Below are 23,552 nucleotides of genomic sequence, written 5' to 3'. Positions count from 1 at the left end.
GCAGTAAATATGCTGCGCTGACGAAATGGAATTCAACAGACACTTTAACTGATTGTACCTGCTTTTCTTTCTGCCAGAACGAGCCATGCCAGCAATCCGAGGCTCAGGACCACAAAGGGAAAAACCAGCATGTTGATCGTTGCCCAGCCGAAGGTGTTCAGCAGCGCGCCGGAGGAAAACGAGGCGGTCGCGACGAACCCGAACACCAGAAAGTCGTTGACGGCCTGCACCATGTTCCGCTCCTCGGGCCGATAGGCATCGGTCAGCATCGCGGTCGCCCCGATGAAGCCGAAATTCCAGCCAAGTCCGAGGAGGACCAGCGCGGTCCAGAAATGGGCAAGCTCGACCCCCATTAGGGCGACAATCGAACACCCTGCCAGAAGGGCGAGCCCGATCGAGACGATGCGCTCCTTGCCGAAGCGGGCGATCAGGTTGCCGGTAAAGAAACTTGGTCCGAACATGGCCAGGACGTGCCACTGAATGCCGAGGGCGGCATCGGTCTCCGAAAAGCCGCATCCGATCATGGCCAGCGGCGTCGCCGTCATCACGAGGCTCATCAGAGCATAGGAACAGATGCCGCAGGCGGCCGCGACAATAAACCGGCGCTGGGCCATGATCTCGCGCAGCGGCCGTCCGCCCGCCTGGGCGTGGCTGATGCGGGGCGGCCTGGGGATCTTGATGAACATGAGCAGGCAGAATGCAATCAGCGCCAGGACCGCCTGCGCCAGATAGGTCCCTGCAAACAGGATCGGCACGAACAGATCCTTGGTCCAGATGACCGTCTGCGGCCCGACCACGCCCGCGAGCACCCCACCGGCCAGAACCCAGGAAATGGCCTTCGGCTTGAACGCGTCGCTGGCCGTGTCCGCGGCGGCGAACCGGTATTGCTGCACGAACGCGCCGGCGAAGCCACCCAGGCAGCAGGCAAGCGCGAACAGCCAGAAGAGATCCTGAAAGACAGCGAAGGACGCGAGCACACCCGACGCCGCGCCCAGCAGCGAGGCGCCGGTGAAGCCGGCGCGGCGGCCGAACCGGCGCATGATCATTCCCGCCGGGATGGTGCCGAAGGCGGTTCCGAGGACCATGGTTGAGACTGGCAACGTCGCAAGTGCCTTGTCCTCATCCAGCATCATGTAGCCAACCAGAGGCCCCGTCGCGATGACGATGGAGGCAGACGCCCCGCCAAGGGCCTGGGCAAACGCGAGCAGAAGCGCATTGCGCCTGGCCATCTTGTCGTCAACGAAGGTGTCCATCGGATGGGCGGTCATCGGCAAATCTCGATCTCGGCTATCGGCGCGTTCGGCCTGGAGGGAACGCATGGGTGATGGGCAGCAGCGGGCGCTGGAACAGAGCCTCCTGCTGCAAACTCAAGACGGTATAGGGTACAATCAGAAATGCCGGAAGCCGTCGTCTTCCTGCGCGGCCAGTTCCTGCCCGTCCCGCGTCAGCACGACCTGTCCGTTTCCCCTCGTGACATGCCCGATCTGCGTGATCGGGCAGCCGAGACGCGCCGCGTCCTGTGCGAATGCGGCAGCTCTTTCCTCCGGGATGCTGACCAGCACCTCATAGTCGTCGCCGCCGTTGAGACAGCGGCTGAAGACCGGCGGCGCCTTGTCCCGCAGATGCCGCAGCGCATCAGACAGGGGCAGCTTGCCGAGATCGAGCGTGACATCCACCGCCGATGCCGCGGCCAGATGACCACAATCGGCGACAAGTCCGTCGGACACGTCCAGCGCCGCGCTGGCGCATTCGGTGAGCAGACCGGCGATCCGGGTTCTCGGCCTCGGCAGCAGGTAGCGGTCCAGAATGAAGGCTTGCTGTTCCGCGCTCACGCCATGACGCCTGCGGAAATCCGGATCGAGCCGCGCCTGAAGACCGGCGGCCGCATCCCCGATCGTTCCGGTCACGAAGATGAGGTCCGAGGGCCGCGCACCGGAGCGGCGGACGGCCTTGCCCCTGGTCACTTCACCGATTGCGGTGATGGAAACCTGAAGGCCATTGCCGGAGCGGATCGTGTCGCCGCCAAGCAGCGGAAAATCATAGGCCGCCTGGTCCGCAGCGAGACCCTTGCAGAACCGCTCCAGCCATTCGGTCGTCCAGTCATCGGGCAGAGCGAGCCCTAGGAGATAACCGCGTGGACGCGCGCCTTTGGCGGCCAGATCGGAGAGATTGACCCGAAGCGCCTTTGCGGCGATTGCCTCTGGCGCGTCATCGCTGAAAAAGTGGGTATCCGCCGCAAGCAGGTCCTTGGTCAGCACCAGGTCACGGCCGGCTGCCGGTGTGATCACCGCCGCATCGTCGCTCAGGCCAAGACTGCCGGGATCCTGCGCCAAGGGTGCGAAGAACCGGCTGATCAGTTCAAACTCGCCTGGCCGGTCCGCCCCCATGGTCAGGAGGCGCCGTCCGCGTTGCGGGTCTCGAATTCCGGTCCGCGCAACTCATGAGCGAGACGATCGAGCACACCATTGACGAGACCGGGCTCGTCCTCCTCGAAGAAGGCCTTGGCCACGTCGATATATTCGGAAATGATCACCTTGGGCGGGACATCCTTGCGGCGCAGCAGCTCATAGGAACCGGACCGCAGAATGGCGCGCAGCAGACTGTCGATCCGCTTCAGCGGCCAGTCCTTCTCAAGCGCAGTGTGAATATAGGGGTCGAGAAACTTCTGGTCCTCGACCACGCCCGCGACGATCTGCTTGAACCACTGTTCGTCGGCATCACGATACTGGGCGCCATCGATTTCCTTGCCGAGGCGAAAGGCGGTGAATTCACTGATCACACTGGTGAGCGGTGCCCCGCCGACATCCATCTGGTAAAGCGCCTGGACGGCGGCAAGCCGTGCCACGCCACGCTTGTTGGCGGGACGAACGGTCGCTCCTGCCGGGTTTTCCGGGTCGGCCTTGCCGGTCATTACTTCTTATACTCCAAGACGGGTACGCAGGGCGATCATGTCGAGGGCCGCGCGGGCTGCCGCACCGCCCTTGTCCTTGTCGTCGGCCTTCGCGCGGGCCCATGCCTGCTCATCGTTTTCAACGGTCAGGATACCATTTCCAACCGCCAGATCCGCATCGACGATCAGATCCATGATCACACGGTTCGATTCATTGGCGACAATGTCGTAATGCGTGGTCTCGCCGCGGATCACGACGCCGAGCAGAACGAAACCGTCGTATAATTCGCCGTCGCCTTCCATCGCGGTCAGCGCCATGGACAGGGCGGCCGGAATTTCCAGAACGCCGGGAACCCCGATACGGTCAAACGTCGCGCCGGCGGCCTGAAGCGTCTTGATCGCGCCGTCGGCCAGCGCATCTGCCAGATCCGCATAGAAGCGGGCTTCGATGATCAGCAGTTTCGGTGCTGCACTCATAGCTGTCAAATCCTGTGTAAGGCCGCGACAGGAACCACGTCCGCCCCGGTTTGTCCAGTGCCATTCGTGCAGACCGGCCATTCCGGGCGGCCAACACGCTCGAGCTTGTGAGATCGGTTCTGAGCGTGTCTCATCAACAGCGTTTCATTTGACCGGGACAGTCCCGTCCCGGGCAAGACGGTCCGCGCGCTTCCCGGCGCAATGGTGTCTTCCACCCCAGGTGCGCGCCAATGACACCTGGGGCACCACTGGCCGAGCCCGTCAAGGCGATTGCACTTTCCTGATGGCGACAGCCTACAGGCGCCAGATGCGAAGGGCTCCGCCCCGTCCCTATCCGCTCCTGCTGAATTCCGCAAGACGCCCCGCGTAGCGGGCCATCATGTCCACCTCGAGATTGATCATGTCACCCACCTGTCTGGCGGACCATGTGGTGACCTCGAGCGTATGCGGAATGAGGAAAACGGAGAACAGGAGCCCGTCGACGTCATTGACCGTCAGCGAGGTGCCGTCGAGCGCGACCGATCCCTTTTTCGCAATAAACGGAGCGGCTTCCGGCGGCGCCTCGAAGCGAAACAGGACCGAATCCGGATGATCCTGGCGTTCCGTCACCCTCGCAAGGCCGTCGACATGTCCGAGGACCAGATGCCCGCCCAGTTCCGCTCCCATGGTCAGCGAGCGTTCCAGATTGATCCTCTGGCCCGCTTTCCAGTCCTTCACGTTGGTCAGGGCGAGCGTTTCAGCGGCCGATTCAATCTCGAACCAGTTTCCGTCGGGACCGTTCCGTTTCGCGGTGACCGTGTGGCAGACGCCCCCGCAGGATATGGAAGCGCCGATGTCGAACGTGTCCGTGTCGTAGGCCGTACGGATCCGGGTCCGTTTTCCCGCCGGAATATCGTCACTCGAAAGGATCTCGCCGAGATCGGTCACTATACCGGTGAACATGTCAGGCTCCGCGCCGTCTGAGGTAGATGAATTTGTCAGGGCCGAACATGCCGGCCTTGACCCGCCCGAATCTGGGGTCTTTGAGGACATCCGCAAGGGCAAGGCCGTTCAGGGCCGGTATGCCACCGGCACCGATCACCAGCGTTCCGGTCACGACACACAGTTCGTCGACCAGATCCGCCTTCAGGAACGAGGCCGCCATCCTTGCGCCGCCTTCGACCATCAGCCGCGTTATGCCCCGGGTCGCCAGAGCGCTGAGAATGACGGATGGCCGGACGCCGTCTTCGCCGGCGGGAACCCGAATGACATTGACGCCGGCGGAGGCCAGTTGCCCGACCCGGTCCGGATCGGCATCATTGCCGCAGATGAGCCACACGGGCACGTCCGCGCAACTGCCCACCAGACTGGACTCCAGCGGCAGGCGGGCGCGGCGGTCGACGATGACCCGGACCGGCGACCGGTCGGCCATGCCCGGCAGGCGGCAGGTCAGTTGCGGGTCGTCCGCAAGCGCTGTCCCCGCGCCGACCAGGATCGCATCACATTCGGCGCGAAAGCCGTGCATCTTGCGCATGGACAGCGGCCCCGAGATCTTTACCTGGCCCTCACCTGTCCGGCCTATGAACCCGTCCCTCGAGACTGCCAGTTTCAGGAACACCTGCGGGCGTTGTTGCAACTGGCGCAGCGTGAACCCCCGGTAGAGGGCTTCAAACGCCTGTTCTCGAACCCCCGCGACGACCTCGACGCCCGCCTCGCGCAGCATGGCGATCCCGCGCCCCGACACCCGCGGATTCGGGTCCGCCATGCCGATCACCACCCGGCCGATCCCGGCTTCGATCAGCGCGTTGGCGCAAGGTGGCGTCCTGCCATAGTGAGAACAGGGCTCCAGCGTGACGTAGCAGGTTGCCCCGCGTGCCAGCGCTCCGGCCTGTGCCAGGGCATTGACTTCCGCATGGGCCATGCCCGGGCGCGAGGTCACGCCGCGCCCCGCCACGACCGCATGGCCGTCCTTCTGGCGAACAATCAGGGCGGCAACCGAAGGGTTCGGCCAGACACGCCCGAAGCCGCGCCGGGCCAGACGTTCCGTCGCCGCCATGAAACGCATGTCGATTTCGCTGATGGATGTCATGAAACCCGGCTCGTCAGGAGTTTTTCAACGGCTGGCCGTCCGGATCGCTGAGTTCGTCCAGCAGCGCCTCGAAATCCTTGGCCTCACGGAAATTCCGGTAGACTGACGCAAAGCGGACATAGGCGACGTCATCGATCGCCTTCAGACCTTCCATGACGTGATTGCCGATTGTTTCCGCGGTGATTTCACTTTCGCCCGAGCTTTCAAGCTGGCGGACGATGCCGCTGACCATGCGTTCGATCTTGTCAGGATCCACCGGCCGCTTGCGAACGGCGATCTGAACGGAGCGCATGAGTTTTTCGCGGTCGAAGGGAACCCTGCGCCCGGAGCGTTTCAGCACCATCAGCTCGCGCAGCTGCACCCGTTCGAATGTGGTGAACCGGCCGCCGCAGGTGTTGCAAACCCTGCGGCGGCGGATAGCGGTATTGTCCTCGGTCGGGCGGCTGTCCTTGACCTGGGTCTCATCACCGCCGCAAAACGGACATCTCATCTTTCAAAGCTCCTGGGCGAGCCGCCTGTTATCCCCCGTAGATCGGGAAGCGGGCCGTCAGTGCTTCTACCTTGGCTTTGACCGCGGCTTCAACTGCCGCGTTGCCTTCTTCGCTGTTCGAGACCTTCAAACCGTCCAATACTTCCGTGATCAGCAGGCCGACCTCGCGGAATTCCGCCACGCCGAAACCGCGCGTGGTCGCCGCCGGAGTGCCGAGACGAATGCCGGAGGTCACGAACGGTTTTTCCGGGTCGAACGGGATGCCGTTCTTGTTGCAGGTGATGTTGGCCCGCCCGAGCGCCTTCTCGGCGACCTTGCCGGTGGCGTTCTTCGGGCGCAGGTCGACCAGCATCAGGTGGTTGTCGGTTCCCCCCGAAACGATGTCGAGCCCCTGCTCCTTGAGGGTTTCCGCCAGCACCTTGGCATTCTCGACGACGGAGCGGGCATAGGCCTTGAATTCCGGCTGCAGGGCTTCCTTGAAGGCAACCGCCTTGGCCGCGATGACATGCATCAGCGGACCGCCCTGCAAGCCAGGGAAGACAGCCGAATTGAACTTCTTGGCGAGGGCCTCGTCGTTTGTCAGGATCAAGCCACCACGCGGGCCGCGCAGGGACTTGTGGGTCGTCGACGTGACCACATGGGCATGGGGCACGGGCGACGGGTGCACACCGCCGGCGACGAGGCCGGCGATATGGGCCATGTCGACCATCAGGTAGGCACCGACACTGTCGGCGATCTCGCGGAATCTCTGCCAGTCCCAGACGCGGGAATAGGCGGTGCCGCCCGCCAGGATCAGCTTCGGCTTGTGCTCCTTGGCAAGCCGCTCGACCTCGTCCAGATCGAGCAGGTGATCCTCCTGGCGCACACCGTAGGAAACGACATTGAACCACTTGCCGGACATGTTGACCGGAGATCCGTGCGTGAGGTGGCCGCCGGAATTCAGGTCCAGACCCATGAAGGTGTCACCGGGCTGCAGCAGCGCCAGGAAGACCGCCTGGTTCATCTGGCTGCCGGAGTTCGGCTGAACGTTCGCGAAGCCCGCGCCGAACAACTCTTTTGCGCGTTCGATCGCAAGGGTTTCCGCGACGTCCGCGAATTCACAACCGCCGTAATAGCGTTTGCCCGGATAGCCCTCGGCGTATTTGTTGGTGAAGATCGAGCCCTGCGCTTCCAGCACGGCGCGGGAAACGATGTTTTCCGACGCGATCAGTTCGATCTCGTGCCGCTGGCGGCCCAATTCGTTTTCGATGGTGCCGAAAATGTCCGGATCGGCTTCGGAAAGACCGCGCGTGAAGAAACCGGACTGCAGGGACTGACCGGAGTTTTCCATCAAAGACATGGCACCATCCTTGTATTCTTGTCGAAGAATTTGGCGCCGGCGCCCGCACACCCTTGAGGGTCATCAGCCGCCGGGCCGACATGACGCGAGGAATTAGCACAGCGTCCGGACAGAACCAAGAGGCATACCGACGCGCCCGGACCGGAATGCGACACCATCGCCACGTGGAAATCGCCGCATTTGCCTCCCCCCGCTTGCCAGCGCAGGGCGCGACCGTTCCGGCGCGGTCATTTAGGCAGCAGTCAATTCGAAGCGATCAGTAAAGGGCCGGGTCGGTTTTCCCGGTATTCCTTGCCTGTTCCTGCTCCAGGCGCCGCATCAGTTTGCGGACGGCCAGCCGGCGCAGATCCTCCTGGGCGGTCGAAGCGGGACCGAACACCGACACCTCGATACCGGTCCGGGAATCCATCGCGATCACCTTGACCTGCTTCCCGATCGAGCGGAACTCGAGATAGATCTCTCCGTGCTGCGGCGCGCGGCTCATGTAGGTTCTCCGTGAAACGCCTTAACCCAACCGACAGGAACAAGAACGTGCCTGAGGGCATTGCGCGCAATCATGCCGCTTGGAAACACGAAACGCCAGCCCGATCAAGGCTGGCGTTCCAAGGCTGGCGTTCGCCGTTTCGATTGATCCGGAACGGTCAGGCAGGAAGCGTCCTCAAAGACGCGCCTGCGCCCCCGTTCCGTAAAGGTCGTCGCGATTGTAGATGTCGTCGCGGAAGTGGACCACACCGTCAGCATTCGCCCAGGCCGTCACATAGGTCAGGTAAAGCGGGATCGAGCCCTTGAGCTTCACGTCCTCGCGTTCGCCGGTGCGGATAACGGAATCGACCCGGCTGCGTGTCCAGTCCGGCGTGGTCGACTGCAACATCCAGGTGACCAGTTCCCGTACGTTCTGCACCCTGACACAGCCCGAGGAATGGAACCGGTTGGCTTCACCGAACAGGGTCTTTGAGGGCGTGTCGTGGAGGTAGACTTGGTGCTTGTTGTGGAAATTGATGCGCACGGAGCCCAGCGAGTTGTCGGAGCCGGGATCCTGGGTGAAGCGATACTGGGTCGCCTCGTCCGTGTTCCAGTCGATCTGCTGCCTGTTGAGCTCGTTGCCGCTCCAGTCGAAGATGCGAATATTGTTCTTGGCAAGATATTCGGAATCTTCCTTCATCTTCGGAATCAGATCCTTGCGGATGATCGACACCGGAACGGTCCAGTACGGATTGAAGTTCAACTCGTAGATCTTGCTGTTGAGGATCGGCGTCTGCCGGTCGATCTTGCCGACAACGGCGGTGTGACGGGAGCGCACCATGCCGTTCTCGACCGCTTCGATCTCCGCTGCCGGGATGTTGACCATGACGTAGCGGTCGCCCAGAAAGCCGGACATGGAGCGCATGCGGATCATGTTGGTTTCGAGCTGGCGCAGACGGACATTCGCGGGAATGTTCAGGGCGGTCACAGTGCCCTCGCCCATCACGCCATCGTGGATCAGGCCGTGGCGAAGCTGGAACCGGCGGAGCGCGGCGTCGACGTAGGAATCGAACGTGTTGGACAGGCCTGCCTGCTGTTCCAGGTCGCCCGATGCGATCAGGCGACGGCGCAGTTCGACAACACGCGGGTCCTTCATGCCGATGCGCAGGGCCTTGCCGCCGGTGGAAACGGTTCCCCAGCCACCGGCCTGAACGATGCGCTGATACCGGTTGATGGCCGCTGCGATATAGTCGGCCGTCTGCGGAGACAGGGTCGGCGCGGACGACTTCACTTCCGTGATGTTTTCGGTGGCAATGTCGAAATTGTCCACCCATTCGACTTTCTGGCGGTTCTGCTGAAGAGACTGCAGAGCCGATTGTGCCAGAGCCGGGCCCGCTGCCAGAAGAGGCATGGCGCAGCCGAACGCGAGAAGACGCTTGAGCATGTGTCCTGTAGTCCCAGTTTTGCGAAGCTTAAACCCGACCGGTCCGGATAAAAGGTTCATAGCCGACCCCAAAATTGCTGCGTCAGATGCGCAAATTCTCTCAAATTACCAGCGGCGCGGTCCTCGTCCCGAAGGCCGTGTCGCGCATGTCAGCGTCAAACCCTAGAGAACGAATGTTAACAAATCGCAAGATCTTTTAACCATTCAGGCGTCCGAAACACCGTTATGAGCCATTCCATTGTGACCACAAGATGTCGGTTGCCGCAGGAAGACGCGCCGCATGGTCATAATAACTCCAATTGCCGCCCCAGACCTGTCCGTATCGAGCAATTCTGCGTGAGCAAACACGGGTGAGCAAATACGGATGCACAAAAGAAAGCACCGCCCACTGGGCGGTGCCTTGTCATCTGGATGTACCGCGAAAAACTTAAAGGCGGTAGAGAATCTGGTCGGTCCAGAAACGCTCCAGCCGGCGCAGGGACTTGTTGAGGACAACGAAGTCCTTCGGCCCGATTTCGCCAACCTGTTCGACGGACAGAATGTGACGCTCATAGAGATCGTTGACGATCTGCGCCACTTCCTGGCCCTTGTCGGTCAGGCTTACCCGGACGGACCTGCGGTCCATGCGGGAGCGCTGGTGGTGAATGTAGCCGGTCTCGACCAGCTTCTTCAGGTTGTAGGAGACATTCGACCCCAGGTAATAGCCGCGGGTGCGCAGCTCTCCTGCAGTGAGCTCGCTGTCGCCGATGTTGAACAGCAGCAGAGCCTGCACGCTGTTGACATCGGACCGGCCCATACGGTCGAATTCGTCCTTGATGACGTCGAGAAGACGACGATGCAGTCGCTCAACAAGTGTCAGAGCTTCGAGGTAGAGCGGCTTGATTTCCGCCTCTTCCCCTTCGCTCGGTGCCACAGCGTCGACTGCCCTACTTGCGGTGATCATGTGATTGCGCCTCTAATTGTACCTGTCGTTCGACGGATATTTTCCCGCCTTGATACGCAATCTAACCGAGTGTTTCTAAAATCCGCTTAAGAGACACGCTGAATCATCCGTTAACTTTTGAGGGGTGTTTGAGGCACCTGATTAAGATTTCATTCATGAAGTCCCGCGCAGGAATTTAACGATCCCGGAGAAGTCCTGCTGTTCTCCACCCGTGTTGCAGAACAGCGCGTAAAGCGCTGCGGCTTCCGCACCGAGCGGCGTTGCCGCGCCCGATGAATTGGCTGCCTCCTGGGCGAGCTTCAGGTCCTTCAGCATCATTGCCGCGGCGAAACCGGGCTGGTAGTCCCGGTTTGCGGGCGAAGACGGCAGCGGCCCCGGAACCGGGCAATAGGATGTCAGCGACCAGCACTGGCCGGATGCAGTGGAGGAAATGTCGAACAGCTTCTGCGCATCCAGGCCGAGTTTTTCCGCCAGCACGAAGGCCTCGGACACGCCAATCATGGAAATGCCCAGGATCATGTTGTTGCAGATCTTGGCTGCCTGTCCGGTCCCCGCCCCGCCCGCATGGACAATGGTCTTGCCCATGATGTCGAGAAAGGGCCTGGCCGCCGCGAAGGCCTCGTCGGGACCGCCGACCATGAAGGTCAGGCTGCCGGCAGCCGCGCCGGCAACGCCGCCGGAGACGGGCGCATCGACCATCTTCATGCCCTTGTCCGCGGCCGCTTCGCTGACCGCACGGGCGCTGTCGACGTCAATCGTGGAGGAATCGATCAGAAGCGTGCCGGGCTTGGCATTCTCCAGAATGCCGCCCTCGCCCATGTAGATCTGGCGCACATGTTTTCCGGCCGGCAGCATGGTCACGATCATGTCGGCTGCCGCGGCAAGCGCGTCAATGCCGGCCGCCCGTTCGCCGCCCGCTTCCTCCAGCACCGCCAGCGCCGTCTCCGACAGGTCGAAGCCGAGCACGCGGTGCCCCGCTTTTACAAGGTTGATGGCCATCGGGCCGCCCATGTTGCCAAGGCCGATAAAACCGATTGTGCTCGCCATTGTCTTCTCCCAGGAAATACGTGTTGTTTTTGAATCGCTTGCCCTGACCGGTTGAAGCATCTTTCCAGGCGCTTCAGAAACCGAGTCAAGCCGGATCAGCCGCCGTCGGCCCTGTTTTCCTTCTCCATCAGGTAGACAAGCAGGCCGTAGATCGCGATCGTCAGAAGATAGAAGGTGATCTCGTAAGGCCGCCGGCCGTAGATGTCGGAAAACGCCGTGTGCATGACGATCTGGCAGAAACAGCGGAACAGCCACATGACCGTTCCCCAGGACACGGTCAGCCAGAGACCCGTGGCCGCGACCAGGTCCAGCACCGCGAAAAAGACGATCGCCACCTGCATGGACACCGGCATGTCCCAGAACCAAAGCCCACGCCATTCGACAATGCCGACGATGCGTGCCCAGTAGATCATGCCGCCACCGATCAGTATGACCGCGATGACACGCAGGTACCACGTCAGGACGGTGCTCCAGGGCGGACGCGATTCTATGAGATCATGAAAGCTGGTGATCATGGGCAGTCCGGGTTCGGTGTTGGTCTTATGGGAGCGGCAGGTCTCCGTCGGCAGGTTCCTCGAAATACGACGCCAGACCGGCTCTGTCCACTTGGCTGAACAGAGAAGGCGACCATTTCGGTGTCTGGTCCTTGTCGACAAGCACGGCGCGAATGCCCTCATAGAACTCCGTGCCCTGCACGATCCGGGACACAATCCTGTATTCCAGCTTCATGCACTCGTTGAAGGACAACGTCCCGCCCCGTTTCATCTGCTCAAGGGCAATCAGCACGCTGGTCGGCGACTTGCCGCGAATCGCCGCCGCTGCCTTTTGCGCGAACACGCTTTCCGACGCGTCGAGACGGGCAAGGATTTCCTCCACCGCGTCAGCGGAAAAGGCCGTGTCGATCAGATCCAGATTTTCCGTCACCGGTCCGCTCTCCGGCGTGACCAGAAAAGGAGCCAGCACCGCATCGATGTCGTCCGCGGTTTCAAGCGCCAGCTCCAGAGCGGAGACATCGGCCGCCGAAACCGCGTGGGTCAGCACGCCCGTGGCCAGCGCGTCCCCCTGTTTCAGGCGGCCCGCGCTCAGGGCGCAATAGACCCCGCTGTGCTGTGGCATGCGCGGCAGAAAATAGGTCCCGCCCACATCGGGGAAAAAGCCGATGCCCGTTTCCGGCATCGCGAACAGCGTCTTTTCGGTGCCGACCCGGTGGCTGCCGTGAACCGACACGCCGACACCGCCGCCCATGACGATGCCGTCGATCAGCGCAACATAGGGCTTGGGGTACGCCTTGATCCGGGCGTTGAGCAGATACTCGTCGCGGAAAAACCGCCCGAGCCCCTCCGTTTCGCCGGCCTGGCGCGCATCATAGATGCTGCGGATGTCCCCGCCCGCGCAGAAAGCCTTGCCGCCGGCGCCGGTGATGACAACATGGGCGATGCCCGGATCGTCGGCCCAGCGCCCGAGCTGGACGGCAAGAGCCCTGACCATTTCGAAGCTGAGTGCGTTGAGCGCCTTCGGCCGGTTGAGTGTGATGAACCCGGCCTTGCCGCGTTTTTGAAACAGAATGTCGTCGCTCACTGAGGCGCCTCATGAAAAGGGAATCGTTTCAGGGGATGGCTGCGGAAAGTTCAATCAGTCCTTCAAGAGCTGCCGCGCGATGATCACACGCATGATCTCGTTGGTGCCCTCCAGAATCTGGTGCACGCGGACATCCCGGAAATAACGCTCGATCGGGTAGTCGCGCAAATAGCCGTAGCCGCCGTGGAGCTGCAGCGCCTCGTTGACGACCTTGAAGCCGGTGTCGGTCGCCAGCCGCTTGGCCATGGCCGCCAGTCTGGTCGCGTCACCGGACTTGGCATCCACCGCGGCGGCGGCCTTGTGCAACAGCAGGCGTGCGGCCTCCAGATCGGTCGCCATGTCGGCAAGGCGGAATTGAAGCGCCTGAAAATCGGCGATCGGCCTGCCGAACTGCTTGCGCTCCTTCACATGGGCAAGCGTCAGGTCGAGGCAGGCCTGGGCCGGCCCCAGCGAACAGGCTCCGATATTGAGCCGTCCGCCGTCGAGCGCCGCCATGGCGATCTTGAAGCCCTGCCCCTCGGCGCCCACCAGATTGGATTTCGGCACGAGGCAATCGGAGAAATTGACCTGTGCGGTCGGCTGGCTTTTCCAGCCGAGCTTGATCTCGTTGGCGCCGAAGCTCAAGCCGGGCGTGCCTTTTTCCACCAGCAGACACGAGACGCCGGACGGTCCCTCGCCGCCGGTGCGCACCATGACCGCGTAAAGATCACTGACACCGCCACCCGAGATGAAGGCCTTCGAGCCGTTCAGGACGTAATGGTCGCCATCGTCTCTGGCGCTGGTCCTGAGACCGGCCGCATCCGATCCCGACCCGGGTTCGGTCAGGCAGTAGCTGGTCAGAAGGTCCATGGTGCACAGTCTGGGAAGAAACTTCTGCCGCAGCTCTTCGGAGCCGTAGCTGTCGATGATCCAGGAGACCATGTTGTGGATGGACAGATAGGCCGCCGTCGACGTGCAGCCCTTCGACAGTTCCTCGAAGATCAGCGCCGCGTCCAGCCGGGTCAATGCGGAGCCGCCGACGTCCTCTTTCACATAAATGCCGCCAAAGCCCAGTTCGGCCGCCTTGCGCAATGTCGGAACAGGAAAGTGGCTGTCCTCGTCCCACTGCCGGGCGTGGGGCGCGAGCTCTTCGCGCGCGAAACTCGCGGCCATGTCCTGAAAGGCGCGTTGATCTTCGTTGAGTGCAAAGTCCACCTGGTTTCCTCCCGATAGCACCGCAGACCGGAACTTGGGAACCTGCGCGCGGCTGCACTAAAGCATATTTGACGCGAACGTCAAACAAACTCTTTTTCGTTATTATTTTCAGTTGTTTTACAGAATGTTGGACTGCGTCAATCTGCGTGATAGATTGACAGCTCTCGTGCGCGACAATGCCGTTTTCACCTCAAGCTCACCGAACAGTCAGGGTCCATGCCGTCCAAATCCCCGCTTCCGCCGATCACTTCCGACCATATGGACACGCTTCTGGCCGGCACGCGCATGCGCCGTAACCGCCAGACCGACTGGTCCCGCCGCCTCGTGCGCGAGAACACCCTGACGGTCGACGACCTGATCTGGCCGATATTTCTGGTCGACGGCGAAAATGTCCGGCAGCCCGTGTCGTCCATGCCCGGTGTTTTTCGTGTCTCCGTGGACGAGGCGGTCCGCGATGCGCAAAGAGCGGCAGCTCTCGGCATTCCGGCGATGGCGCTGTTTCCCTATACCGACCCGGACTTGCGTGACGACACCGGTTCGGAAGCCCTCAATGCGGACAACCTGACCTGCCGGGCGCTGCGCGCCGTCAAGGCTGAAGGGCTCAACCTCGGCCTGATGACCGACGTCGCGCTCGATCCCTACACCAGCCACGGCCATGACGGGCTGATGGAAGGCGAGACGATCCTCAACGACGAAACCGTTGACCAGCTCTGTCGTCAGGCCCTGGTGCAGGCGGACGCCGGTTCCGACGTGATCGCCCCGTCGGACATGATGGACGGGCGGATCGGCGCAATCCGTCAGGCGCTCGATTCACAAGGCCATCGCGGCACCCAGATCATGGCCTATTCGGCCAAATACGCCTCGGCGTTCTACGGCCCCTTCCGCGACGCGGTCGGGTCCTCCGGCACGCTGGTCGGCGACAAGCGCACCTACCAGATGGATCCGGCCAACACGGACGAGGCCCTTCGGGAAACCGAACTGGACATCGCCGAGGGCGCCGACATGGTCATGGTCAAACCCGGCCTGCCCTATCTCGACATCGTCCGGCGCATCAAGGACGGTTTCCAGGTGCCGACCTACGCCTATCAGGTGTCTGGGGAATACGCGATGATCCAGGCCGCCGCCGCCAATGGCTGGCTGGATGGCGACAAGGCGATGCTGGAAAGCCTGCTGGCATTCAAACGTGCCGGGGCCGACGGCGTTCTGACCTATTTCGCGCCCGCGGTCGCGCGGATGCTGGCGGACGGCAAATGACGCCGCTTGCGGCCAACGATCCCGAACAGGTCACACTCGACAAGATCAGGGACGCCGCCGCGCTGATCAAGGGCGCTGTTCTGGAAACGCCCTGCCTGCCGGCGCCCAGGCTGTCGCAGATCACCGGTGCGGAAGTCTTTGTCAAATACGAGAACATGCAGGTCACCGGCGCGTTCAAGGAGCGCGGTGCCCTCGTCAAGCTCGCCAGCCTGACGGAAGCGGAAAAGACGCGCGGCGTCGTCGCCGTCTCGGCCGGAAACCACGCCCAGGGCGTCGCCTATCATGCCGGCCGTCTCGGCATTCCGGCAACGATCGTCATGCCGGTGCTGACGCCGTTCGTGAAGATCGCCGCGACCCGGGGCTACGGCGCCGAGGTGGTGCTGGCGGGCAACACGCTGGCGGAAGCAAAGGCGGAAGCCGACCGGCTGGCGGCTGAGCGCAACCTCGTCTGGGTTCACCCCTACGACGATGTCCACGTGATCCACGGCCAGGGCACGATCGGGCTGGAAATGCTGGCGCAGCAACCGGATCTCGACATTCTGGTGGTGCCGGTCGGCGGCGGCGGCCTGATCGCCGGGATCGCGACGGCTGCAAAGGCCATCAAGCCGTCCGTGGAAGTGATCGGCGTCGAAACGACGCTCTACCCGGGCATGTGGGGCGCCTTCTACGGCAAGGAAGTCCGGTGCGAGGGCGCGACCATTGCCGAGGGCATCGCCGTGCGCGACATCGGCCTGCTGACCACCGAAGTGGTCAGGAAACGGGTCGATGACATCTTGCTGGTCTCCGAAAGCAGCATCGAGCAGGCGATCAACGCCTATCTGACCCTGCAGCGGACGATTGCCGAGGGCGCCGGCGCGGCCGGGCTTGCCGCGCTGCTCACCAACCGGGAGCGCTTTGCCGGAAAACGCGTCGGCCTTGTGCTGTGCGGCGGCAACATCGACCCCCGGCTTCTGTCCAAGATCGTGGTCCGGGAACTGGCCCGCGACGGGCGCCTCGTGTCCATCCGCATCGATACCCCGGATCGACCGGGTGTCCTCGGCGAAATCGCCACGGTGATCGGCGACATGCAGGGCAACGTGGTCGATGTCGAACACCACCGCCTGTTCCTCAATGTGCCCGCCAAGGGCGCGACCCTTGACGTCACCTTCGAGGCCTTCGACCGACCTCACGGCGAACGCATCATTGCCGCCCTGCGCGAACGCGGCTACGGCGTGCGCTATCTGGAAATCGGCGAGCGCATGGATTGAACCGTTGCTTCACGGATCTCCTCCGTGGCGCCGAAGCCGGAAATTTGCGAATCGCGTGAAAATACCCACATAGAAGCGGTCACAATCACGGGAGCCGGACCATGTCAGCTGAAACTTCATCGGAGTACGCCCGTCGGGACCTCTTCGAAGCCGCCCTCCAGCCGGAACTGTTTTCGGGTGTGCGCAGCCGGCGGATCTTCGCGTTCCTGATCGACGTGATCGCGATCGCGGTGCTGACCATCGGCGCCGGAGTCGTCGTGTTCTTTCTGGGTATCTTCACGCTGGGCCTCGGCTTTCTGCTCTACGGCATCTTGCCGACGGCGGTCGCGCTCGCCTATGTCGCCTTCACCCTCGGCGGTCCGCAGGCCGCGACGCCGGGCATGCGCGCCATGGGGCTTGAAATGCGCCTGTGGTACGGGGCAAAGCCCTATCCACTTCTGGCGGCCGTCCACGCGCTGCTGTTCTGGTTCTCGATCTCGCTGCTGACGCCGCTGGTCCTTATGGTTTCGTTGTTCTCCGACCGCAAGCGGCTGTTGCACGACATCATATTGGGCACGGTGGTGATCAATTCCGGCGGTGCACGCGATATTCCGGACGGTCGCTGATCGAGCAGCTTCCGTGGTCGCCGCCTCCTGCTCAACCGGGCTTGCGGGCGATCAGGTCGACAAGCGCCGAAGTGCCACTGTGGCCGGCGCCTTCCGCAAGCTCTGCGGTATAGTCTTCAAGACGCACGATCTCCCAGGTGCCGAACCGTCTTGCAAGCATATCCGGCTCATAGAGATTCTCGACGGCGGACGGTCCGCCGGTGCCGAATTCGAGTTGGCGCGGCGTGTAGCCGTGCAGAAGCAGCAGCCCTCCGGGTTTCAGTGTCCGCTCGATGCCGTTGAAGATCTCTTCGCGGAATTTCGGCGCAGCGAACTGGATGAAGATCGCGGCGACCACATCGTAGGCTTCCGGCTCCCAAGTCCAGCTCTTCAGGTCGGCCAGCCTGAAGTCGACCGCGACCGCGCGTTCGGCAGCAAGCCGGCGGGCTTTTTCCAGTCCCGTCGCCGCACTGTCCATCGCGGTGACCCGCAGGCCCTTTTCCGCCATGAAAACGGAGTTCCGCCCCTCGCCGTCCGCCACGGCGAGCGCCTTCGCCCCAGGCTCCAGAAATCCTGAATTGCGAACCAGAAAGCCGCTCGGCTCCGTGCCGAAGACATAGTCCGGCGTCGTGTAGCGCTCATCCCACATGGCGGTGTTCCTTCGCTCCGGCCAGGTTCTGCCTGGTCCCCATCAGCGATATTCGAAATTCACCCCCGAGCCAATAGGGCGACCGGGCCGGCGCGCGGCCCTTTCGTCGCAGCCGTGCACGACTGCCGGGCCGTCCCGGCCATCCCCGGCCGGTCAGACGATGCCACCCCCTGCGCCCGTGACCGCCGGACGGACGGCCGCGACCTTCTGCCGGTAGCCGGCGGACCGGTAGGTTGCGACCGGATCGACGGCGCCGCCCGTTTCCTGCCGGGCCATGGCCAGGATCGGTTCGACGTCGGTGCGGAAGGCGGTCTTCAGCGTGGTGGTCGCCATCAGGGCATCGTTGTCTTGCTGGTACCCGGTGAGCTTGTCCCGGTCGACCAGAAGAGCCTGGGCATAGGCGCGCTGCACTTCCATGGCGCTCACCATCAGGCTCTCCACCGGATCGGTGACATTGTGCGACTGGTCGAGCATATGGGCCGGGTTGAACCCCGGTACGCGGCGCATTTCCGCATCCACCAGCTCGTTGAAGACCAGAAACAGCCGGTAGGGATCGATGGATCCCGTATCGAGATCGTCGTCGCCGTATTTGCTGTCGTTGAAATGGAAACCGCCGAGCTTGCCGAACTGGATCAGCCGGGAAACGATCATCTCGATGTTGACGTTCGGGGCATGATGGCCGAGGTCGACCAGGCAATAGGCCCTGTCACCCAGTTCCCTGGCGATCATGTAGTTGGATCCCCAGTCCTGCACGACGGTTGAATAGAAGGCCGGCTCGTACATCTTGTGTTCGGTGAAGAGCCGCCAGTCGTCCGGCAGATTTGCGTAAATTTCCTGCGCGGATTTCAGGTAGTGATCGAACTGCCGGGCGAAATGGCTCTGGCCGGGAAAGTTCGATCCGTCGCCGACCCAGACGGTCAGGGCCTTCGATCCTATGGCCTTGCCGATCTCGATGCATTCCAGGTTGTGTTCGATGGCCTGCTGCCGTGTGGCCGGGTCGGTGTGGGACAGCGAGCCGAACTTGTAGGAAAGAGGCTGGCGGTTCTGATCCTGACCGGGCTGATCCTGAAATGTGTTGGAATTCATCGCGTCGAAGCCAAGCCCGAGCGCGCCTGCCTTTTCCTTCAGCTCCGACGGATCGGCCTTGTCCCAAGGGATGTGCAGCGACACGTCGGGCGTTGCGCGGGTCAACTGCTGAATGACCGAGCAGTCCTCGAGCTTGTCGAAGATGTTGCGCGGTTCCCCCTTGCCCGGAAAGCGTGCGAAACGCGTGCCGCCGGTGCCGACGCCCCACGAGGGGATGGCAACGCCATATGCCGCGACTTTCGCCTTGATCGCGTCAATCGCGATGCCCCGCCGGTCGAGCCGTTCGCCGAGAGTTTCGTAGTCCCGTTCCAGGCTGCCGGCCCGCGTCTGGTTTTCCCCGGCAATCACAGAGGTGTCGATCAACATGAGAAGATCCTTTTCACAAGCCCGCTTGTCCTGAAGAGGGCCGCCAGGCCCGTCTTGAAGGACGGGCCGTTTGTCCGGTGTCTGCCGACCATCCCTGGAGACGCGAGCAGGCTCGCTCTCCGGCATGAGGCAGGTCTTGAAGGAAACCTGCTACCGCGTGAAGGCCTGAACGTTGCCGGCATCGACATTGAGTATGTTGCCGGTTGATTTCGCCGATGCCTCGCAGGCGAAGAAATAGCTGGCCTCGGCGATGTCCTCCGGCAGAACGGAGCGTTTCAGCAGCGAGCGCTGACGGTAATGCTCTTCCAGCTCGGACGTATCCTTGCCATAGGCTTCGGCGCGCTCCTTCAGCCAGTCGCCGGACCAGATCTTTGAGCCACGCAGCACGGCGTCCGGATTGACCACATTCACCCGGATGCCGTCAGGGGCGCCCTCGAGTGCCAGACATCGGGCCAGGTGAAGTTCCGAGGCCTTGGCGGTGCAATAGGCGCTCGCGCCGGGGGACGCCGCCAGTCCGTTCTTGGAACCGATAAAGACGATCGATCCGCCGATGTCCTGCGTTTTCATCATGCGGAAGGCGGCGCGGGACACCAGAAAATAGCCTGTCGAAAGGATCGACATGTTCTTGTTCCAGAGCTCCAGCGTGGTATCCTCCACGGGCGCGGAAGACGCGATCCCCGCATTGGAGACCAGGATATCGACGCCGCCGAATTCCAGTGCGGCGCGGGCAAAACTTTCCGCGACGGCGTCCTCGCTGGTGACGTCCATGGTGACCGCGCGCACGACATCTGCGGAATAGCGGCCGCGCAGGTTTTCGGCGGTGGCGTCCAGCGCGTCGGCGTCGATATCGGCCAGCACGACACAGGCGCCCTCACGCAGAAAGCGTTCAGCCGTTGCCGAGCCGATCCCGCCCGCGCCGCCGGTCACCAGGGCAATCCGGCCTGCCAGGCTTTTCGGTTTCGGCATGCGTTGCAGCTTGGCTTCTTCCAGGAGCCAGTATTCGATGTCGAAGGCCTCCTGCTCCGGCAGGCCGCAATAGGTCGAAACGCTGGACGCTCCGCGCATCACATTGATGGCGTTGGTGTAGAATTCACCGGAAATGCGCGCGGTCGCCTTGTCCTTGGCGAATGTGATCATGCCGACACTGGGGATCAGGTAGACGACCGCGTTCGGATCGCGCATGGCCGGGCTGTCTTCGTGCCTGCAACGCTCATAATAGGCCGCATATCCCTCGCGGTATGCGGCCACGGCGTCGGGCAGTCCCTTGAGAGTTGCCGTCACATCCGGGTTCTCCGGATCAAGATCCACGACCAGGGGCCGTATCTTGGTGCGCAGGAAGTGGTCCGGGCAGCTTGTGCCCAGAGCCGCAAGCGCTTCCATGTCACGGGAACAGACGAATTCGAGAACGGCATCGCTGTCGTCGAAGTGGCCGACCATGTGATGCTTGCCGCTGACCAAGCCCCGGATGGCGGGCATGAGGTCAGCGGCGATTTTCTGACGCCGGGCCGGCGGCAGGGCCGTGTGGCGCGCGCCGGAGAAAGCGTTCTTGTCCGCGCTCTTTGCTTCGAACCACTCAATGGCCTTGTTGATGATGTCGAGCGTGGTGTCGTAGCAGGTTTCCGCGTCGTCGGCCCAGGTGAACAGGCCATGGCTTTCCAGGACCACCCCTCGGGCTTTCGGATTGTCCACGCAGAATTTTTCCAGCCAGAGGCCGAGTTCATATCCGGGCCGTTTCCAGGGCAGCCAGCCGATGTCGTCGCCGTAAATCTCGCGGGTCAGTGCCTGGCTGTTGGCAGCAGCCGCGATGGCGATGACCGCATCGGGATGCATGTGATCGACATGTTTCCGGGGCACATACGCATGCAGGGGCGTGTCGATCGAGGCCGCGCGCGGATTGAGGTTGAAGGTGCAATGCGGCAGGTAGCCGACCATTTCATCTTCCTGGTCAACGCCGCGGTAAAGCCCCTTCAGGGCGCGCAGCTTGTCCATGTAGAGCGTCGCGAAACCATCCATCCGGATGGTGCCGACATCGCCGCCCGACCCCTTGACCCACAGAACCTCGGTCATTTCTCCGGTCAGCGGATCCTTTTGCAGAACCTTGGCGGACGTGTTGCCGCCACCGTAGTTGGTGATACGCTTGTCGGAGCCGAGGAGGTTGGACCGGTAAAGCAGCAGCTCGGGTTCGCTCATGCCGGACACCTTCCGGGCGTCCCACAGGTTTGCAAGCCGGGTGCCGGCAGCAGAATTCAACATTTTTTCCTCCCAAGAAAGCCTGGCTGCTCACGTCTCGTTGACAGGAAACTCTCTCGAACAACGCGTATTGTCAATCAAAAACAATCAACTTCAATCATATTGCGCTGCGATATGATCATTTTTGACTTTTTATGATTGACAATGACCGGTATCGGTGGAAACTTCTGATCAACGGGAGGACCAGATGCACGAGAAAGAACGCCACAGGATCATTTTATCCGCAGCCCAGGATCGTCCGGTCGTGACGGTTCAGGAGCTGGTGGCGCTGACGGATTCCTCCGAGGCGACAATCCGCCGGGACATCGCCCAACTGCATGTTCAGAAAAAGCTGCGCCGGGTGCGCGGCGGGGCGGAGTCCATTCATCCACCGCAGTTCGTCGGTCTCGCCGGGCGCCCCTTCAGTGTCAATGAAACAATCAACATCGCGCAGAAACGCGCGATCGCGCAAAAGGCCGTCGAGCTGTGCGAGGACGGCGATGCCATCATCGTCAATGGCGGCACCACCACCTTTCAGATGGTGCATCCGCTGGCAACCAAGCGCTGTCAGGTCTTCACCAATTCGTTCCCCATCGCAGAGCATCTTCTGAAGAATTCCAAGAACACGATCATGCTGTCCGGCGGCGTGATCTACCGCGAACAGAACATCATCCTGAGCCCGTTCGACAACGACGTGACCCGGAACTTCTACGCCAAACGCATGTTCATGGGGGCCCAGGGTCTCGGGCCGCTGGGTCTCATGGAAGCGGATCCGTTGCTGATCCAGGCCGAGCAGAAGCTGATCGGCCAGGCGGACGAACTGGTGGTTCTGGTGGATTCATCAAAATTCAGCGCGCGCTCCAGCCTGATCCTGTGTCCGCTCGAACGGATTTCCACGGTCGTGACCGATGACGGCATTCCCGACAGCGCGGCGAAGATGCTGGAACAGGCGGATATCAAACTTATCGTGGCGCCTTCGGGTGCAGCACAGGCAAGGGCGACCTCAAGCGGTTAGCCGGCATCCTGCCGGCACCGAGGAGGACCGGCAGCTATCGAGATCAACGGATGTTCAACGGGAAACGCTCGAACATCAACAAGTTGATCGATCCAAAAGTGGTAGGGCATCGGGCGTTCAAATGCACAGGCGATGCTCTTGGGAGGAAGAAACAATGAAACTCTTCAAATCGCTACTGGCGGCATCGGCTGTTGCCGCCGTCTGCCTGGCCGGACCGGCCCAGGCGGAAACCAAACGCATCGCGCTGGTCGTCAAGGCGCTCGGTATCGGCTTCTTTGAAGCGGCCGCCAAGGGCGCCGAAGAAGCCGCAAAAGAGCTCGGCGACGTGGAAATCATCTATACCGGTCCGACCGATACGACGGCGGAAGGCCAGATCGAGGTCATCAATGCCCTGATCGCCCAGAAGGTCGATGCGATCGCGATTTCCGCGAATGACCAGGACGCCCTGGTGCCGGCCCTGAAGAAGGCCATGCAGCGCGGCATCACCGTCGTTTCCTGGGATTCGGGCGTCGCCCCCGAAGGCCGCCAGCTTCACCTCAATCCGTCGTCCAATCCCCTGATCGGCAACATGATCATCAAGCTCGCCGCCGATCACCTGCCGGATGGCGGTGATGTCGCGGTGCTCTCCGCCTCGGCGACCGCCACGAACCAGAACATCTGGATCGAGGAAATGAACAAGGTCAAGGACAACTATCCGGGCATCAACGTTGTCGCCACCGTCTATGGCGACGACCTTGCCGACAAGTCCTACCGCGAGGCCCAGGGCCTCATGCAGACCTACCCCGACCTGAAGGCCATTATCGCCCCGACATCCGTCGGCATCGTGGCCGCCGCTCAGGCTGTCTCGGACGCGGAAAAAGCCGGTCAGGTCAATGTGACCGGCCTCGGGCTGCCGTCCGAAATGGCCGGCCACATCGAAACGGGCGCCTCCAAGTCCTTCGCGATCTGGAACCCGATCGACCTGGGCTACTCGGCCACCATGCTGGCCTATAACCTGGCCACCGGCGCCGCCGAGGCAAAGCCGGGCGCGGAGATCCCCATGGGCCGCATGGGCGCGCTCACGCTGAACGACAGCAACGAAGGCGCCATGGCGGATCCGTTTGTCTATGACAGCTCCAACATCGACGACTTCAAGGATATCTTCTAGGCGCATCCGCTGAGAAGACACGCATGCGGCCCGGCGGCATCCC

The 23,552-nt window shown here is 62.3% G+C and carries 23 protein-coding genes; 5 read left to right on the top strand and 18 right to left on the bottom strand.

From position 1 onward, the window contains the following. Positions 1-44: 44 nt before the first annotated feature. The 15 genes from WNZ15_RS16475 to WNZ15_RS16405 form a co-directional block, all read right to left on the bottom strand. The gene (locus tag WNZ15_RS16475) at positions 45-1,268 is read right to left on the bottom strand and encodes an MFS transporter (RefSeq protein WP_342894085.1); all 1,224 of its coding nucleotides are present in this window, start codon (positions 1,266-1,268) and stop codon (positions 45-47) included. 120 nt (positions 1,269-1,388) lie between these two features. Then, entirely contained in the window at positions 1,389-2,387 is a 999-nt protein-coding gene (gene thiL / locus WNZ15_RS16470; protein WP_342894084.1) for a thiamine-phosphate kinase, read from the bottom strand. Positions 2,388-2,389: 2 nt separating this feature from the next. Next, positions 2,390-2,911 carry a transcription antitermination factor NusB gene (nusB, locus tag WNZ15_RS16465; RefSeq protein WP_342894083.1) on the bottom strand — a complete coding sequence of 174 codons (522 nt, stop codon included), beginning with the start codon at positions 2,909-2,911 and terminating at the stop codon, positions 2,390-2,392. 6 nt (positions 2,912-2,917) lie between these two features. Next, positions 2,918-3,367, bottom strand: coding sequence for a 6,7-dimethyl-8-ribityllumazine synthase (ribH, locus tag WNZ15_RS16460; protein ID WP_342894082.1), 450 nt, complete (start codon positions 3,365-3,367; stop codon positions 2,918-2,920). 330 nt (positions 3,368-3,697) lie between these two features. Then, entirely contained in the window at positions 3,698-4,309 is a 612-nt protein-coding gene (locus WNZ15_RS16455; RefSeq protein WP_342894081.1) for a riboflavin synthase, read from the bottom strand. A gap of 1 nt (position 4,310) precedes the next feature. Next, positions 4,311-5,435, bottom strand: a complete 1,125-nt coding sequence (gene ribD / locus WNZ15_RS16450; protein ID WP_342894080.1) for a bifunctional diaminohydroxyphosphoribosylaminopyrimidine deaminase/5-amino-6-(5-phosphoribosylamino)uracil reductase RibD — start codon at positions 5,433-5,435, stop codon at positions 4,311-4,313. Between the two features lie 13 nt (positions 5,436-5,448). Further along, complete coding sequence (gene nrdR / locus WNZ15_RS16445; RefSeq protein ID WP_342894079.1) at positions 5,449-5,925, bottom strand: transcriptional regulator NrdR; 477 nt, start codon at positions 5,923-5,925, stop codon at positions 5,449-5,451. 28 nt (positions 5,926-5,953) lie between these two features. Continuing rightward, positions 5,954-7,255 carry a serine hydroxymethyltransferase gene (gene glyA, locus WNZ15_RS16440; RefSeq protein ID WP_342894370.1) on the bottom strand — a complete coding sequence of 434 codons (1,302 nt, stop codon included), beginning with the start codon at positions 7,253-7,255 and terminating at the stop codon, positions 5,954-5,956. Between the two features lie 265 nt (positions 7,256-7,520). After that, entirely contained in the window at positions 7,521-7,748 is a 228-nt protein-coding gene (locus WNZ15_RS16435; protein ID WP_342894078.1) for a serine hydroxymethyltransferase, read from the bottom strand. 174 nt (positions 7,749-7,922) lie between these two features. Then, positions 7,923-9,170 (bottom strand): L,D-transpeptidase family protein, encoded by a 1,248-nt coding sequence (locus WNZ15_RS16430; RefSeq protein ID WP_342894077.1) that lies wholly within the window; start codon positions 9,168-9,170, stop codon positions 7,923-7,925. Between the two features lie 427 nt (positions 9,171-9,597). After that, positions 9,598-10,113 (bottom strand): winged helix DNA-binding protein, encoded by a 516-nt coding sequence (locus WNZ15_RS16425; protein ID WP_342894076.1) that lies wholly within the window; start codon positions 10,111-10,113, stop codon positions 9,598-9,600. A 153-nt stretch (positions 10,114-10,266) separates the two neighbouring features. Then, positions 10,267-11,220, bottom strand: a complete 954-nt coding sequence (gene mmsB, locus WNZ15_RS16420; RefSeq protein WP_342894075.1) for a 3-hydroxyisobutyrate dehydrogenase — start codon at positions 11,218-11,220, stop codon at positions 10,267-10,269. Positions 11,221-11,255: 35 nt separating this feature from the next. Further along, positions 11,256-11,675 (bottom strand): DUF6163 family protein, encoded by a 420-nt coding sequence (locus WNZ15_RS16415; RefSeq protein WP_342894074.1) that lies wholly within the window; start codon positions 11,673-11,675, stop codon positions 11,256-11,258. 25 nt (positions 11,676-11,700) lie between these two features. Continuing rightward, complete coding sequence (locus WNZ15_RS16410; RefSeq protein ID WP_342894073.1) at positions 11,701-12,738, bottom strand: enoyl-CoA hydratase/isomerase family protein; 1,038 nt, start codon at positions 12,736-12,738, stop codon at positions 11,701-11,703. 54 nt (positions 12,739-12,792) lie between these two features. Further along, positions 12,793-13,932: an isobutyryl-CoA dehydrogenase gene (locus WNZ15_RS16405; protein ID WP_342894072.1), complete on the bottom strand. Its 1,140-nt coding sequence runs from the start codon at positions 13,930-13,932 to the stop codon at positions 12,793-12,795. Positions 13,933-14,190: 258 nt separating this feature from the next. Between WNZ15_RS16405 and hemB the strand changes: the two genes are divergently transcribed. The 3 genes from hemB to WNZ15_RS16390 all read left to right on the top strand — a co-directional run bounded on the left by hemB (position 14,191) and on the right by WNZ15_RS16390 (position 17,038). Continuing rightward, a complete protein-coding gene (hemB, locus tag WNZ15_RS16400; protein WP_342894369.1) occupies positions 14,191-15,186 on the top strand; it encodes a porphobilinogen synthase in 996 nt (331 codons plus the stop codon). After that, entirely contained in the window at positions 15,183-16,433 is a 1,251-nt protein-coding gene (locus tag WNZ15_RS16395) for a threonine ammonia-lyase (RefSeq protein WP_342894071.1), read from the top strand. The genes hemB and WNZ15_RS16395 overlap by 4 nt, the downstream gene beginning before the upstream one ends. Positions 16,434-16,534: 101 nt before the next feature. Next, entirely contained in the window at positions 16,535-17,038 is a 504-nt protein-coding gene (locus WNZ15_RS16390; RefSeq protein ID WP_342894070.1) for an RDD family protein, read from the top strand. Positions 17,039-17,069: 31 nt separating this feature from the next. Here the strand turns inward: WNZ15_RS16390 and WNZ15_RS16385 are convergent, their stop codons facing one another. From WNZ15_RS16385 to WNZ15_RS16375, 3 genes are all read right to left on the bottom strand, one after another. Continuing rightward, positions 17,070-17,666, bottom strand: coding sequence for a methyltransferase domain-containing protein (locus WNZ15_RS16385; protein ID WP_342894069.1), 597 nt, complete (start codon positions 17,664-17,666; stop codon positions 17,070-17,072). Positions 17,667-17,819: 153 nt separating this feature from the next. After that, positions 17,820-19,118, bottom strand: coding sequence for an L-rhamnose catabolism isomerase (rhaI, locus tag WNZ15_RS16380; protein WP_342894068.1), 1,299 nt, complete (start codon positions 19,116-19,118; stop codon positions 17,820-17,822). A gap of 150 nt (positions 19,119-19,268) precedes the next feature. Beyond that, positions 19,269-21,371 (bottom strand): bifunctional rhamnulose-1-phosphate aldolase/short-chain dehydrogenase, encoded by a 2,103-nt coding sequence (locus WNZ15_RS16375; RefSeq protein ID WP_342894067.1) that lies wholly within the window; start codon positions 21,369-21,371, stop codon positions 19,269-19,271. Positions 21,372-21,555: 184 nt separating this feature from the next. Between WNZ15_RS16375 and WNZ15_RS16370 the strand changes: the two genes are divergently transcribed. Further along, positions 21,556-22,362 carry a DeoR/GlpR family DNA-binding transcription regulator gene (locus tag WNZ15_RS16370; RefSeq protein WP_342894066.1) on the top strand — a complete coding sequence of 269 codons (807 nt, stop codon included), beginning with the start codon at positions 21,556-21,558 and terminating at the stop codon, positions 22,360-22,362. Between the two features lie 154 nt (positions 22,363-22,516). Continuing rightward, the gene (rhaS, locus tag WNZ15_RS16365; RefSeq protein WP_342894065.1) at positions 22,517-23,509 is read left to right on the top strand and encodes a rhamnose ABC transporter substrate-binding protein; all 993 of its coding nucleotides are present in this window, start codon (positions 22,517-22,519) and stop codon (positions 23,507-23,509) included. The last annotated feature ends 43 nt before the right edge of the window (positions 23,510-23,552 follow it).

This window comes from Roseibium sp. AS2, from assembly GCF_038900065.1.
Classification (GTDB): Bacteria; Pseudomonadota; Alphaproteobacteria; order Rhizobiales; family Stappiaceae; genus Roseibium.
This window is presented reverse-complemented; position numbering and strand designations above follow the sequence as displayed.

Excerpts from the sequence above, each read along its gene's own strand:
- WNZ15_RS16385 (WP_342894069.1), bottom strand. The coding sequence starts at position 17,666 with ATGTGGGATGAGCGCTACACGACGCCGGACTATGTCTTCGGCACGGAG.
- WNZ15_RS16475 (WP_342894085.1), bottom strand. The coding sequence starts at position 1,268 with ATGACCGCCCATCCGATGGACACCTTCGTTGACGACAAGATGGCCAGG.
- ribH (WP_342894082.1), bottom strand. The coding sequence starts at position 3,367 with ATGAGTGCAGCACCGAAACTGCTGATCATCGAAGCCCGCTTCTATGCG.
- glyA (WP_342894370.1), bottom strand. The coding sequence starts at position 7,255 with ATGGAAAACTCCGGTCAGTCCCTGCAGTCCGGTTTCTTCACGCGCGGT.
- WNZ15_RS16435 (WP_342894078.1), bottom strand. The coding sequence starts at position 7,748 with ATGAGCCGCGCGCCGCAGCACGGAGAGATCTATCTCGAGTTCCGCTCG.
- WNZ15_RS16375 (WP_342894067.1), bottom strand. The coding sequence starts at position 21,371 with ATGTTGAATTCTGCTGCCGGCACCCGGCTTGCAAACCTGTGGGACGCC.
- hemB (WP_342894369.1), top strand. The coding sequence starts at position 14,191 with ATGGACACGCTTCTGGCCGGCACGCGCATGCGCCGTAACCGCCAGACC.
- ribD (WP_342894080.1), bottom strand. The coding sequence starts at position 5,435 with ATGACATCCATCAGCGAAATCGACATGCGTTTCATGGCGGCGACGGAA.
- mmsB (WP_342894075.1), bottom strand. The coding sequence starts at position 11,220 with ATGCTTCAACCGGTCAGGGCAAGCGATTCAAAAACAACACGTATTTCC.
- WNZ15_RS16415 (WP_342894074.1), bottom strand. The coding sequence starts at position 11,675 with ATGATCACCAGCTTTCATGATCTCATAGAATCGCGTCCGCCCTGGAGC.
- rhaI (WP_342894068.1), bottom strand. The coding sequence starts at position 19,118 with ATGTTGATCGACACCTCTGTGATTGCCGGGGAAAACCAGACGCGGGCC.
- WNZ15_RS16430 (WP_342894077.1), bottom strand. The coding sequence starts at position 9,170 with ATGCTCAAGCGTCTTCTCGCGTTCGGCTGCGCCATGCCTCTTCTGGCA.
- nusB (WP_342894083.1), bottom strand. The coding sequence starts at position 2,911 with ATGACCGGCAAGGCCGACCCGGAAAACCCGGCAGGAGCGACCGTTCGT.
- WNZ15_RS16395 (WP_342894071.1), top strand. The coding sequence starts at position 15,183 with ATGACGCCGCTTGCGGCCAACGATCCCGAACAGGTCACACTCGACAAG.
- WNZ15_RS16455 (WP_342894081.1), bottom strand. The coding sequence starts at position 4,309 with ATGTTCACCGGTATAGTGACCGATCTCGGCGAGATCCTTTCGAGTGAC.
- WNZ15_RS16390 (WP_342894070.1), top strand. The coding sequence starts at position 16,535 with ATGTCAGCTGAAACTTCATCGGAGTACGCCCGTCGGGACCTCTTCGAA.
- WNZ15_RS16425 (WP_342894076.1), bottom strand. The coding sequence starts at position 10,113 with ATGATCACCGCAAGTAGGGCAGTCGACGCTGTGGCACCGAGCGAAGGG.
- WNZ15_RS16370 (WP_342894066.1), top strand. The coding sequence starts at position 21,556 with ATGCACGAGAAAGAACGCCACAGGATCATTTTATCCGCAGCCCAGGAT.
- thiL (WP_342894084.1), bottom strand. The coding sequence starts at position 2,387 with ATGGGGGCGGACCGGCCAGGCGAGTTTGAACTGATCAGCCGGTTCTTC.
- rhaS (WP_342894065.1), top strand. The coding sequence starts at position 22,517 with ATGAAACTCTTCAAATCGCTACTGGCGGCATCGGCTGTTGCCGCCGTC.
- nrdR (WP_342894079.1), bottom strand. The coding sequence starts at position 5,925 with ATGAGATGTCCGTTTTGCGGCGGTGATGAGACCCAGGTCAAGGACAGC.